General features: G+C 41.3%; 13 protein-coding genes and 2 tRNA genes. 8 read left to right on the top strand and 7 right to left on the bottom strand.

Annotation, left to right across the window (positions count from 1 at the left end):
• Position 1: 1 nt before the first annotated feature.
• Entirely contained in the window at positions 2-2,248 is a 2,247-nt protein-coding gene (locus BLQ87_RS31785; protein ID WP_074613007.1) for a TonB-dependent receptor, read from the bottom strand.
• Between the two features lie 148 nt (positions 2,249-2,396).
• Here BLQ87_RS31785 and BLQ87_RS31790 point away from each other — a divergent pair, with 148 nt between their 5' ends.
• The 3 genes from BLQ87_RS31790 (at position 2,397) to BLQ87_RS31800 (ending at position 4,723) form a co-directional block, all read left to right on the top strand.
• Positions 2,397-3,059 (top strand): metal-dependent transcriptional regulator, encoded by a 663-nt coding sequence (locus tag BLQ87_RS31790; RefSeq protein ID WP_074612943.1) that lies wholly within the window; start codon positions 2,397-2,399, stop codon positions 3,057-3,059.
• A 106-nt stretch (positions 3,060-3,165) separates the two neighbouring features.
• Positions 3,166-4,398, top strand: a complete 1,233-nt coding sequence (locus BLQ87_RS31795; protein WP_083362170.1) for a DUF2130 domain-containing protein — start codon at positions 3,166-3,168, stop codon at positions 4,396-4,398.
• A gap of 7 nt (positions 4,399-4,405) precedes the next feature.
• Positions 4,406-4,723: a hypothetical protein gene (locus tag BLQ87_RS31800; RefSeq protein ID WP_074612945.1), complete on the top strand. Its 318-nt coding sequence runs from the start codon at positions 4,406-4,408 to the stop codon at positions 4,721-4,723.
• Between the two features lie 6 nt (positions 4,724-4,729).
• Here BLQ87_RS31800 and rlmF read toward each other — a convergent pair whose 3' ends face one another.
• Together rlmF and BLQ87_RS31810 are read right to left on the bottom strand one after the other, a co-directional pair.
• Complete coding sequence (gene rlmF / locus BLQ87_RS31805; RefSeq protein WP_074612946.1) at positions 4,730-5,671, bottom strand: 23S rRNA (adenine(1618)-N(6))-methyltransferase RlmF; 942 nt, start codon at positions 5,669-5,671, stop codon at positions 4,730-4,732.
• Between the two features lie 44 nt (positions 5,672-5,715).
• The gene (locus BLQ87_RS31810; RefSeq protein ID WP_074612947.1) at positions 5,716-7,119 is read right to left on the bottom strand and encodes an alkaline phosphatase; all 1,404 of its coding nucleotides are present in this window, start codon (positions 7,117-7,119) and stop codon (positions 5,716-5,718) included.
• Positions 7,120-7,286: 167 nt separating this feature from the next.
• On the opposite strand from BLQ87_RS31810, the gene BLQ87_RS31815 reads away from it, so the two are divergent.
• The 4 genes from BLQ87_RS31815 to BLQ87_RS31830 all read left to right on the top strand — a co-directional run bounded on the left by BLQ87_RS31815 (position 7,287) and on the right by BLQ87_RS31830 (position 8,710).
• Entirely contained in the window at positions 7,287-7,643 is a 357-nt protein-coding gene (locus BLQ87_RS31815; RefSeq protein WP_074612948.1) for a diacylglycerol kinase family protein, read from the top strand.
• On the top strand, positions 7,633-8,358 hold the full coding sequence (gene recO / locus BLQ87_RS31820) for a DNA repair protein RecO (protein ID WP_074612949.1): 726 nt from the start codon (positions 7,633-7,635) through the stop codon (positions 8,356-8,358). The genes BLQ87_RS31815 and recO overlap by 11 nt, the downstream gene beginning before the upstream one ends.
• A 126-nt stretch (positions 8,359-8,484) precedes the next feature.
• Positions 8,485-8,559 (top strand) — tRNA-Val (locus BLQ87_RS31825).
• Between the two features lie 76 nt (positions 8,560-8,635).
• Positions 8,636-8,710: transfer RNA gene (locus tag BLQ87_RS31830), tRNA-Val, on the top strand.
• A 78-nt stretch (positions 8,711-8,788) separates the two neighbouring features.
• On the opposite strand, the gene BLQ87_RS31835 is transcribed toward BLQ87_RS31830, so the two are convergent.
• The 3 genes from BLQ87_RS31835 to BLQ87_RS31845 all read right to left on the bottom strand — a co-directional run bounded on the left by BLQ87_RS31835 (position 8,789) and on the right by BLQ87_RS31845 (position 11,894).
• Positions 8,789-10,243, bottom strand: coding sequence for a TPM domain-containing protein (locus BLQ87_RS31835; protein ID WP_074612950.1), 1,455 nt, complete (start codon positions 10,241-10,243; stop codon positions 8,789-8,791).
• Between the two features lie 70 nt (positions 10,244-10,313).
• On the bottom strand, positions 10,314-10,682 hold the full coding sequence (locus BLQ87_RS31840; protein ID WP_074612951.1) for a hypothetical protein: 369 nt from the start codon (positions 10,680-10,682) through the stop codon (positions 10,314-10,316).
• Positions 10,683-10,934: 252 nt separating this feature from the next.
• Positions 10,935-11,894 carry a helix-turn-helix domain-containing protein gene (locus BLQ87_RS31845; RefSeq protein ID WP_074612952.1) on the bottom strand — a complete coding sequence of 320 codons (960 nt, stop codon included), beginning with the start codon at positions 11,892-11,894 and terminating at the stop codon, positions 10,935-10,937.
• A 217-nt stretch (positions 11,895-12,111) separates the two neighbouring features.
• On the opposite strand from BLQ87_RS31845, the gene BLQ87_RS31850 reads away from it, so the two are divergent.
• A complete protein-coding gene (locus tag BLQ87_RS31850) occupies positions 12,112-12,672 on the top strand; it encodes a hypothetical protein (protein ID WP_074612953.1) in 561 nt (186 codons plus the stop codon).
• 79 nt (positions 12,673-12,751) lie between these two features.
• On the opposite strand, the gene BLQ87_RS31855 is transcribed toward BLQ87_RS31850, so the two are convergent.
• Positions 12,752-13,096: a nuclear transport factor 2 family protein gene (locus BLQ87_RS31855; protein ID WP_074612954.1), complete on the bottom strand. Its 345-nt coding sequence runs from the start codon at positions 13,094-13,096 to the stop codon at positions 12,752-12,754.
• Positions 13,097-13,254: the final 158 nt, after the last annotated feature.

Consider the following 13,254-nt stretch of genomic DNA (forward strand, 5'->3'; position numbering starts at 1 on the left):
TTTATTTTATAGTATACCTAATGCCAAAAAATCCCCGGATATTCTGATTAGGTCCGTAGACATAGGCAGGATCAAAAGACAGCCCATAGGGAGTGCTCACATCAGGTTTATCGAAGGGGTTGTTCGCCCCAGCGATGATAAATGGATTTCCCCTGTTTGGGGTCCAGTTAAGTAAATTTTTGATACCTCCATAAAGCTCAAACCTGTTGAAACCGCTGTAAGTAAATTGGATATTCTGAATACTCCATACCGGGGAAAATGCTCTTCTGGGATCTGAGGGGCCCGCTAAGGGCAGGCGCATTGGGCTGTAAATATTTCCTGTATAGTCGATTCCGAGGTTCAGTTTTCTGATTTTATACGATACAGCCCAGTTTCCGGAGAATTTTTCCGTCAGCATCTGTTGCTTTTTAATACCTTTTTCAAAAGTAGCCACGTCCTGATAGGTTGCTCCCAATACGAATTTCAGTCCGTTATTCAAGGCGATATCCACATTAGCAGTCAAACCTTTACTCACCGCATAACCGTCCAGGTTGTTATAAATGATTTTGTTGGGATCAGTATCATAATCGCCATTAATTTTATTATTGAAATAGGTATAGAATGCTGAGGTCTCAATTCCAAAGAAGGTACCATCAGCAGCGTACATTTTCTTCAGGTAATTCAGGTTTACATTATAGGACTTCTCAGGTTTCAGCTGGCTGACAATCGTTACATCTCTGGCACCTGTTAACGCCGCATGGTCTTCCGTGAAGATATTTACCACTCTGAATCCTGTACCCGCATTTAAACGCAGGATATTATTATCGTTCAGGTTCCATTTATAGGCAAATCTTGGGGTAAAGATATTTCCATGTAAAGAATTGTAATCATAACGGAAGCCTGCCAGGAATTTATGCTTTGGGGCAATCGTGATTTCATCCTGCACAAAAACTCCAGGCAGCCAAATGTTTTTTGCCGGGTTATTCAGTTCTGTAGCCGGAGTATTGTCGTCATAATACGTATAGCGCAATGCAGCACCGACCAACAAATCATGGTTCTTTAGTTTTTTGTCCCAGGTCATTTGTCCGAAGCCAACTTTCTGCGTTGCGATATAAGATTTGATGCCATAACGGCTATCCTGATCATGGTTATTATAAGAAAAGGCAAAGAAGATTTTCTCTTTTACAGGGAGCTGATAATTACCAATCAATTCCCATCTTTTGGTATAAATACTTTCTCCATAAACCTGATTTCCACCGCGGTAGGATTTATTCCAATTGGTTTCTCCTCCCCACCTGTCTTCATATAAATAGCGCCCGGCTATGGTAAACAAACGGTTTTCCTTGCGTCGAAAATTCCATTTCTGAAAAACAGAGATTCTGTCCTGCAAAGTGACATCGGTAAAGTTATCGTGATTATGGTCTACTACATTTCCGAATTTAAAGTAATTGACCCCCGTTAACGCGGTTGCAGATCCTATTTTAGTTTTCAGTCCGAGGTCTGCGTTGAACTCCTGATAAGTGGTTCCAAAGATATCAGCGGAAAATAAGGGTGCATTCTGAGGCTTTTTAGTAATGATATTGATCAGCCCCCCTACTGCCTCACTTCCATACAAAGAAGAAGCAGGTCCTTTCACCACTTCAATTTGTTCTACAAGGGAATTTGGGATACCGGATAGACCGTAAACCGTAGATAAGCTGCTCACGATAGGCATCCCATCAATCAGAATCATCGTGTAAGGTCCTTCCAGACCATTGATGTGGATATCGCCGGTATTGCAAATATTACAATTCAGCTGAGGCCTTACGCCGTTTACATTTTGTAGCGCTTCAAAGATGCTTGGCGTCGGATTTTTTCTAAAAAAAGCCGGGGTATATACTTCTACCGGCACGGGACTTTCCAACCGGTTCACTTCTTTTAAAGTTCCGGTGACCACCACCTCGTTCAGGTCATTCTGGAAATTACTCAGGTCGAAATCCAGTTTTAACTGTTCTCCTTTTTTCAGGGTGATGGTTTTGATCATTTTTCGGAAACCCACTGCTGTGGCCTGTACTTTATAGCTTCCCGCAGGAATTGAGGTCAGTTTATACACCCCGGCACTATCGGTCATCGTAATCGATGTTGTCCCTTGCAGCGTGATGTTCACCTGCGGAACCGGGCTTCCTTCGGAAATTACTTTTCCTTCAATAATTCCCGTCTGTGCCCAAACAGACATTCCAAAAAATATAAATAAAATAGTGGCTGCGGCTCGAATAGAGGTTGCTTTCATTCGTGTTGATTGATGGTTAAAATGTGTCGTATTGTTAAGATATCCGGGACGGCCTATCCCTCCTGCTTTCATAATTATATTACAAAACTATAAAAGTTAGACTAGTCTAACAAATATAATCTGACATTTATTGTTTTATATTTGCAGTATGCTATCTTACACGGAAGAAAACTATTTAAAGGCTTTGCTGAAACTGAGCTTTCAGAATGAAGATAAACCCGAGGCCGGAACCAATGAAATGGCGGCTTATTTAGGGGTTAAACCTGCCACAGCAACAGACATGCTGAAAAAGCTGAAAGAAAAAGAACTCGTTACTTACAAGAAGTACGGAAAGATCTTACTCACCGAAACCGGAAAGCAAAACGGAATTGCCATTTTAAGGAAACACCGTTTATGGGAAACCTTCCTATACGAGAAACTTGATTTTAGTTGGGATGAGGTCCATGAAGTGGCAGAACAGCTGGAACATATCCAATCGGCAAAACTGGTGGATAAACTGGAGGAGTTTTTAAATTTCCCGGAGTTTGATCCGCATGGTGATCCGATCCCCAAAGCAAACGGAGAAATCCCAACGATTGATAAAGTGTTGCTTTCGGAGCTGAAAGAGAACGAATTGTGTAAAGTCGTAGCAGTAAAAGATACCTCTACCCTTTTTCTTCAATACCTGGAAAAACTTCGCATCACGATAGGCACACCGATTAAAGTACTGGAGCGCATCGACTTTGACGGCTCATTAAGCATTCAGATTGCCGGGGAAGAAGCTAGAAATGTATCCATGAAGTTTGCAGAAAGTTTGTTTGTAAAGAGATAGTCGTAAATTTGTATTCATTCAATTCATCCGGTCCCATTACATTCAAGATATGTCAACAGAAATAAAATGCCCTAATTGTGCGCACACTTTTCCAATAGAAGAGGTAATGGCTGAGGAATACAAAAAAGACCTCAGGGAGAAAATGCTCTCTTTTACCAAGCAAAAGGATGAAGAATACAATAAAAAACTGAATGAGCTAGGCCAGCAGCAGAAACAACAGGAACAGGTATTTGAGAAGCAGCATAAACTCCAGGCCCAGGCATTCGAGCAAAAGCTGGCAGAAGAAAAGAAAGTCTTGCAGACCGCCCTGGAAGAGAGTTTAAGAAAAAGCATTGCCAGTGATTTTGAAAACAAACTTCAAATGATGGACACTGCCAATAAAGAAAGTGAAGAGAAACTGAAGCTTGCCCGCGCCAAAGAGCTTGATTTCCTGATGAAGGAAAAAGCAATGAAGGAAAAGGAAGAAGAAATGGAAATCCAGCTTCAACGCAAACTTCAGGAGCAACGTGCGGAGATGGTTGAGCAAATCAGAAAGCAGGAAACAGAAAAGAATAACCTTAAAGATACTGAACACCAGCTCAGGGTAAAAGAACTGGAAAAACAACTCGACGACCAGAAAAAACTGGCCGAAGAAATGAAGCGCAAAGCCGAGCAGGGCTCTATGCAATTACAAGGCGAGGTTCAAGAGCTGATCCTGGAAGAGCTTTTACGCAGTGTCTTTCCTTTTGACCTCATTACCGAAGTGGGTAAGGGAGTAAGAGGAGCAGATTGTGTGCACCATGTCAGAAATCAATTCGGACAGGAATGCGGCAAGATTATCTATGAAAGCAAGCGTACCAAGGACTTCTCTATGGAATGGATTGAGAAACTGAAAAAGGACATGCGCAGCATGGGAGTCGACGTAGCAGTTATCGTGACCCAGTGCTACCCTAAAGGCATGGATTGTTTTGGAGAAAAAGATGGGGTCTGGATTTGTTCTTTTGATGAGGTAAAAGCAGTTTCCTATATCCTGAGGGATGGCATTGTCAAATTGTTCGGCGCCATAAAATCCCAGGAAAACCGTGGCGACAAAATGCACATGCTCTACGATTACCTGACCAGCAATGAGTTTTCAGAACAATGGAAAGCCATCAGAGAGGGTTTCATGAGCATGAAACTGTCCATCCAAAAAGAACGTGACGCAATGGAAAAACTTTGGAAAGCCAGGGAGAAACAACTGGAAAAAGTGATGTTAAACGCGGCACATATTCGCGGCTCTATTGAGGGTATCGCCGGAACTGACACCATTCAGCTCAGCCTGACTGATGATGAAGATGATGATGCGCTATTGTTAGAATAATATACTGATGATCTACGCGAAGAAGAAAGTTCAAAATACAGCGAATCTGGCTGCTCAGACGGCTAAAATCATTGCCAACGTAAAGGAACTGGAAGAGAAAAATCTGATCCGGCTGGAAGAAAAGGAGATACATTTATATCCTGATATCTGGAAAGATAAGGCGACCGCTTTAAACTGGATCAAATGCCTTCACCTTTATTACATGCTCAAAAGACGTTTTAAAGAAAGTGATTCCTTGCTGTTCAGGCATATAGAAACAGGCGAACTGATTGGCACTTTCAAAAATAAAAAAGCTACAGTTCTGATTTTCAATCCACTTCCTTAAACAGGTTTACCACCTGCCTTTTTTCCAGTTATTTTGCTCCTCAGGAGTTAAGAAAGTCCAGGCTACAAAACGGCTGATCTTCTGGCCTTGTGCCATCTCTATCGTCCTGATCTCGACCGGACGTTGTCTTTCCAGAGCACCATAAATAAAAGGTACGTTCATGCTCTTTGAAACCAGCGTAGTAAACCAGAAACATTGTTTCCCCAATGCAGCACTCTCTTCGATCATCTTTCGGATAAAGCCAACTTCACCGCCTTCACACCAAAGTTCCGCTTGCTGTCCGCCAAAATTAAGCACTGCGGTATTTCCTTTCTGCTTACCCAGGTTCCTCACCTTACGTTGGCTTCCAGCTGCAGCCTCTGCGGCTGATGCATGAAAAGGAGGATTACATAAGGTAAAATCGAAAATCTCTCCCGGTTTTACTACGCCTTTAAAAATATGATTTTTGCTGCTTTGCAGTCTTGGAAATACTGCAGCAGATAATGCCGGATTGATCGAAGTAATATTCTTTGCAGATTTAATAGCCTGACTGTCTACATCAGAACCCGCAAAGGTCCATCCATATTCCTGGTGTCCAATGATCGGATAAATGCAATTCGCCCCCAGACCAATATCCAAACCTTTTACATTTTTCCCTGTGGGCACAACGCCACCATTTACGGAGGCCAGTAAATCGGCCAGGTAATGAATATAATCAGCCCTTCCAGGAATTGGCGGGCACAGATAACCTTCCGGGATGTCCCAATGGTCTATCTGATAGAAATGTTTCAGTAATGCTTTATTCAAGAGCTTCACCGCCACAGGATCTGAAAAATCTATCGATTCATCACCATAGGCATTAAGGGCTACAAAAGGACGTAATTCCGGCAGACTTTTAATCAGCTCCGGAAAATCATATCTGGACCGATGCTTGTTTCTTGGATGTAAGACTTGTTTTTCTATAGACATTACCTTCGACTAAATAATTCGCCAAAGGTAATGTTATTTTAATTTCAGGCCTTCACTAAATAATGTTCCGCTACTTCCGCAGCATGTAACATCATGTTATGAACCTCTGTATTTTTGATGAGTGGTCTTAACTGCTCGCTACCAGGTCCGAACATCGCAATCTCCACAAAATCCGCAGCATGGTCCATTCCTGCCCAACCTACAGAAGTATGTTTAAATTGCATCTTTGCCATTTCATAAAAAGGCAGTTTTTCGTCGTTATACAATTGTCCTTCCTGAATATCGGAGAAATGAGTCAGCAGGTTTTTAGCTTCCGCATCACTGATCAGCATCCCCTGACCGCTTTTAATCAGCTCCATCACCTGTGCAGGGCTTGAAGTCCGGTTCAATTGATTCAACACCCACTGATTGCTATGTTTAAACAACTGGAGGCTATCGAAGTTCTTATCAGCCTTACTTCCGGAGAATAAGCCCGGGTTAGCATTGGCATGATCGGTGGTAATGATTACCAATGTTTCTCCGTCTTTTTCGGCAAAGTCTATCGCAATCGCTACCGCTTCATCAAAAGCCAGCTGGTCGAAAATCAGTCCGCCGATGTCATTTCCATGCGCGGCCCAGTCTACTCTCCCACCTTCTACCTGTAATACGAAACCATCCTTATGGTCTTTCATTAGGGAAATCGCTTTGCTGGTCATTTCTGCCAGTGAAGGAACATCTTTCAGCAGCTGAGGTGTATTTTTACGGTCAATTTCATAAGGCAGGCCATCCGGAGCAAAAATTCCTAAAATAGGTCCATTACCTTTATAGCCCATCATCTCGGCTTTATTTTCGACTACTTTAAATCCTTGCGTTAAATATTTAGGGAGCAAGCTTCCATCTTTTCTTTTTGTTCCGAAATAATCAGCACCACCACCCATCATCACATCAAACTTCAGGTTAAGATACATGGATGCAATCTCTTCCATTCCATTGCGGCTATTGATGTTCACACAGAATCCCGCAGGTGTAGCATGAGTGATTGGAACAGTTGTTACGCAGCCTACTTTTTTGCCTGTTTCTTTAAATTTCTGAAGAATAGGTTGTGGTTTTTCGCCCTTCGGCCCTACATTCAGGGAGCCATTGTTAACGCGCATGCCTCCTCCCCAGGAGGAACTTGCCGCAGCAGAATCGGTAACCATTGAGCTGGCAGATGCGGTATCCATTAAACCCCGGGTCACCTTATTATCACGGTACAATTGCATCCAGGCACTGGTTTTTCCAAAAGCACGCTGTGCATAAAGATCTGCCATATTTAACGTCCCCTGGCTCATTCCATCGCTGACTAACATAATGATGTTCTTTGCCTTTTTCTTTAACGCGGCAGGTTTCGCCAATACATCGCCCGCAGATAAAAATGGCAAACCCAATCCGGCCAGTAATCCTCCCTTTAATAATGATCTTCTATTCATTCTGTGTGTTTTGAGCAAAAGTATCATCCTAAGGATACTTCAGGCTTAACCCTCGATTAAGGTATTGTTAACAATAGCATCAAAACTCTGCATAATTTTAAAATTGGATATGTTGGAAAGCATGACGTACTTTGCATCAGGACCAACCCTCATTTGGACGGCATGATATGGCTAAGTTTATAAAAAGTTTCGGTTATGCATTTTCAGGAATTGCTTATGCCTTTAAAAGCCAGTTTAACTTCAGGTTTCATATAGTGGCGCTATTTATTGTGGGCCTTGCAGGTTGGTATTTTCAATTATCTGCAAACGAATGGCTCTGGATCGTTCTTGCTGCTGGTATCGTATTGCTTTCTGAATTGTTTAATACCGCCATAGAAGTCCTGGTAGACCTGGTTTCTCCGGATATTCATCCAAAAGCAAAGGTCATTAAAGATACTGCTGCTGCTGCTGTATTGGTAGCTGCCATTGCTGCTGTCCTCATCGGACTGATCATTTTCATCCCCAAAATAGCTCATGCTGCATAAAACCCGTGGAATTATACTTAAAACTACGCTCTACAGTGAGAGTAGTGTCGTTGTACAAATGTTTACCGAGAAATTCGGAATCCAGTCGTACATGATCAATGGGGTTAGAAAACCAAAGGCCAAAATCAGGATGAACATGCTGCAGCCACTTCACCTGGTAGAAATGATCGTTTATCACAAGGCGAACAGCAGTATCCAGCGGATTTCAGAATTAAGGCCAACGCCCATCTTCCGCAGCATTCCTTATGACATCATCAAAAGCACCATCACCATTTTTCTGAATGAAGTTTTATATAAGAGCATCCGTCAGCAAATGGCAGATGAACATTTATTTGATTTTATCTTCAGTGCCGTATGCTGGTTTGATGAATCAGAAGAAACCAACGTAAATTTCCACCTTGCTTTTTTGTTAAAACTCTCCCGTTACTTAGGTTTTGCACCGAGTACAGAGACAAAAAGTGACCATAGTTACTTCGATTTGCAGGAAGGAGAATTTAAATCTCTTCCTCCTATACACCCCTATTTTATAGATAAAGTCGATGCCGCCTTATTTATTTCGCTTTATATTTCCCCTTTTGAAAAAATAAATGAAATTAAATTAGAAAATAAAACGAGGCGTTCCATTCTTGATAAAATACTGGTTTACTACACCTTACACACCGCTTCTTTCGGAGAAATACGCTCACATCAGGTGCTTGAAGATGTGCTCTCTTAAAAAAGCTGAAAAAACTTTTGCAAAAATGATTTTAGGGTGTATATTTGCAATCCCAAAACGAAGGGAACTTTGACAAACGAATACGGCTTACTCAGCCGGTTTTAATACAAAAAGAGTAGAATCAAGGGGAGATTAGCTCAGCTGGTTCAGAGCACCTGCCTTACAAGCAGGGGGTCACTGGTTCGAACCCAGTATCTCCCACTAAAAGCCTCAGAGAAATCTAAGGCTTTTTAAATAGCAACCTTACTCGGTTGGATATAAAATGAGTAGAACCAAAGGGAGATTAGCTCAGCTGGTTCAGAGCACCTGCCTTACAAGCAGGGGGTCACTGGTTCGAACCCAGTATCTCCCACTAAAAAAGCCTGTTCATCGATGATGAACAGGCTTTTTTCATTTACAGCTCCCTGATGTTTTTTGATGGAGGCCTGGCCTACCAGTTACTTCCGGAGCCAGCACCTCCCGATGATCCTCCTCCCCAGCTGCCTGATGAACCGGCACTACCAGACGAACCTGAGCTGCCACTTTGGGAACTGCCGTTACCCGACCCTATAGCAATACTAAAACTACGCTTCCTGATCGTCACATTTCTACCGAACTTAGCCCCACAAAACTGACATTCATATTCATTAAAACGAAGTCCTTCCTCTTTTGAAGTCGCCTTCTTTTCCGTTGTAGAACTTAATACCTTTCCGGTCATATTTCCGCAGGAGTCACATTTCACAATTTCTGAACCCTGATTTAGGTATTTAACCTTTAACAAATCATCGCAGTTTTCTGCACTCCAGACATCATAAGAAACTGCCCCAAGGCGATTTTCGATCTTTTCTGCATCCGATAGTCCGTTCATTTGTTCCTCCCGGACAAGCTTCATATTCGCCTTACACTTTTCGGAATAGTAAGGTACATACCTCAGCCGATACAGTTTAATTTTTACCCTTATAAGCTGAATGATCAACAGTGGCAAAGGGAATAAAAAGGCATAATAGATGAAATCTTTCATTCTTAACTTTAACCCGTCATAGAGCTCCGGCCTCGACTTATCCTTAGCCTTCAAGGCATAAATGATTTCGCCGCTAAAATAAACACTCATGCAAATACAACAGCAGCAATAAAGAATCGCTATAACCACCCAATAGTTGAGATACAGATTGGTAAACACTGCCAGTAACGTGATGATGAGTGCCGGACCGAACAATAAGAAAATTCCCCACCAACAGGAGGTATTATGAAGCACCCGTTCTCCAGCGGGCGAACAGACATAAATGGTGTAAATGGTGATATAAGCAATGAGCACCAGAAAATCCTGAAACAAGACTTTGAGCGGATAGACTGGTTTCCCGTTTGATAAGGATGCATTGTTTTGAAGCAATTCGTCTTTTGAAGCCAACAACCGGGCAGCTACTTTTTCGACTCCTGATAAAACCGCCCCATCATAATCTCCATTTTTTAGCTTAGGAATCATTTCCTGCTGCTGAATCCGGGAACTGATCATATCTGGCAACACGCCTTCTAAACCATAACCGACCTCAAATTCGACTCTTCTCTGATCTTTAATCAATAAAATCAACAATCCGTTATTTGTATTCCGATCACCAATTTTCCAGGTTCTGAATAGTTTATTCGCAAAATCCTTTGGTACGGCATCTCCAATTGAATTGACAAGAACAACCGCCACCTCAGCTTTCTTTTGCTGATCCAATTTTGTTAATAGCACATCTAGCCTGGCAACCGTAGTCCCGCTGATCACCTGATCAGCATTACTCACATAGCCTTTTCCATAATCCTTCGGATTAAGAATACTATCGACAGGTAGCCTAGCCCTTAGCGGTGAACAAAATAGTACGGTTACAACAAGAAAAAAATGAAAAACTGAGGCTCTGAACATTAAAAAGGACTAAATAGGACGGAATAAAAACACCTCCTGACATGCCCAATAACCAAGCCAAACTACGCTGTTAATTCACAGCAATATTTGTTGATTTTGGCCTTGAAATACCATCATCCTCTAACTGGGCTAAGCTTCCCGAGAGGCTGTAATAGGTAAAGTAAGTAAACTTCTCCTCATCATTAGTGCAGGCTACAAGCACTTCATCTCCCGAATTATTGTTTCTTTTGATATAATAGTTGGTGTAGCTAATCAGATTGTCTTTGAGACTTTTTTTGATTGCACGGTGGAGGTCACCAGCATCATCCCGCCAGTAGGGCTCATAAGTTTTACTAATAATCTGTGCATTGCCAACAGGTCTGCTTAAATAATTAACAATCCTGATGGTTCCAAAAATAACAAGGATAGTGATGCTTATGATTTGCCATGTTTTATTCATCTTTTTGTTGATTTGAGCGTTTGTGATCTATAGTACCAGAAATACTGCACATAGATTTATCCGATGATGAGCGTGTTCTAAATTAAACAAATATAACAACCCGATCTAAATTATATAAATCATTTTCAGAATTCTATAAGGTCTTTTTAAAGCTTACCTATTAATTATCACCTGTATTGTACATATCCAATATCTTTTTTAGATAATGGTTAGCAACGATCTTTATTAATAATTAAGCGAATGGAATTGACCTTAATTCCGTTCTCCGGAGATTTCTTTGATTAATGCATCACATTCCTGAAAAGCCTGATAAATATATTTATTCCGGTGCTTTTCGCCTTGCCCGCTAAAAGAAACAGATTTACGCATCAGGCTTTGCATCCAGGCCTTGGTTTGCAGGCAATAATTAGGGTCTTCTGTCTTCAAAAAGTTAAAAGTATTAAAGCGGTTGAAGCAGATTTTAGTCCCGTTCATTTCTGCCAGGTAAGCAATGGTGCCTAAAACGTCACAATTGTACCAGTTGAAAGCATGCGCTGCATCTATGGTCTTTTTACTGCTCATGGCGTACATATTCATGTCGGTAAGGCAATAACGCAATTGTATCACCAGCTCTTCCGCCAAGGCATGATCGCTGATGTAGCCCGCTTCATAAGCATACCTGATTTGCTCCAGACTCCCATGAATGCTGTTCTTTGCCCAAATTTCAGTACTCGGAATTTCCAGATAAATACGGCTTAGTTCCTGGGCTATCGCAGTAATGTTTTCAGTGACAAATGATCTTTCAAACTTCTGAGGGGTACTACTCAGGCTTTCAAACCAAAAGAACAATTTAAATGCGGTAAGCTCCGGATACTTAAAAAGGTGGAACAAGGGAATATCGTCCGTCACGATCGTCAGGTGTTTTTCTTTACAGGCATGGATCAGCTTCAGGTTATTCAAAAGATCAAGGAGGTAATCTTCCATATTTGGCTCCCCGCTTTCAATTTTAGGGTAGCTAAAAGTTACGGTGGGTGTTTCGTCAGGTTGATATACAATCGGTATTTTAAAGGTATCTGCCAGCTTTACCATTTGCTGAATCGTGAGCGCACTCTTGTTCCTTATCTTTTTATACGCTTCATTCAGACTGATATTCAAGCAGTCGGCGATGCTTTGTGCAGGATTCTGATAGGCTGGCAAAGTCAGCTTCAGGCGGTCAATAAAATTCTGTTGCATATTTGATCATCAAAGATTATTATTTCAAATTATCGATCTGGTTATTATTAGCCTTTTCATTCAACTTCCTGCTTTAAGATTATTGACAGATGAAATAAGCACCAATCTAAGATAGCAATTAATCTTAAAGATTATTAATCAACCAAATACGATCTTTTAAGAATAATACAGCGATTCTTTTGATTCTACATTTGAGTTCACATAAACACGAAATCAAATGAAAAGTAACATCATATTAATCAGCATGGCATTCGGTTTAATCTATGGAGGTAAAACCTTTGCTCAGGATTCGGATTCCCTGGAGTTTAAAGAATTCAACAACCTCTACTTCGGCTTTGAGCTCGGCAAAAATGACCGTGGTATAGAAATGGTTCAAAGCGCAGTCTGGCTGCAACTGGGAAACAACTATTATAAGATCAAAGGAACTTCTTCATCTGCTCCAAAACCCGATTCTAAAAGGTACAAGGAAAATTCCGGTCCTCAGCTGACGGATCTCAGTCTGATTTTAGGAAAAAATTACACCTTTTTAAAGCACCATCAACTACATGTTGGAAGCGGACTGTCTATGGTTACTTACAAAGCCAAAAATAAAGATGCCGGTTTCTCCGATGAGGAAAAGGAAGCCAATATGCGGTACTCCATAGGCCTGCCTGTCGAGCTCAGGTACAGTTTAAATTTTAACAGGAATATTGCGCTAAGTTTCTCTGCACATGCCAGTGCAAATCCGGTCAGAAATTTTAGCGGCCTATCAGCGGGGATCATGTTTGGCCTATTCTAATGAAAACAGCATCAGAGAAGAGCTCAGGTTCTTCTCTGATGTTTTAACAACATCGCGTCGTCCGGTCATTTTCTTCCGGCTATTTCTTTTCCTGGATGAAATAAACCTTACTAATCAACCCATCGGCAAGTTCATAAATGACCACTACCTCCGTCGCCGCAAGTCCTTCATGGGTAGTCACCCTTTCCTGATCGATCACTTTATTACCAAATACCATGCGGTTAAAAATTTCCGCGTGGAGGTTTGGTGAATGATCAAAAACATTTTTATACAGTTTTTCTACCGCTGAAATCCCTTTAATCATTGGTTCGCATTCCGCAAAATCAAAGAGCTGAACGTCAGCTGCAAAGAAAGTCATCATTTTAGTCAGGTTCCGCTCATTATAGGCATTCACCTGACCCTGAATTATTTCATCAATCCTCATTTATTTTTTATTATCTTAATTCCATCAATATTAGCAACTAAATTAAACTATTATTTATTGAGGAATGCCCGATAGATTAAATAAAATACATCAGTTGATAATTATGAACTTCCTTATGGAATTACACCAATAACTCCATCTTCTTTTAAAATACATAC

This window comes from Pedobacter steynii (genome assembly GCF_900103665.1).
In the GTDB taxonomy this organism is placed as follows: domain Bacteria; phylum Bacteroidota; class Bacteroidia; order Sphingobacteriales; family Sphingobacteriaceae; genus Pedobacter; species Pedobacter steynii.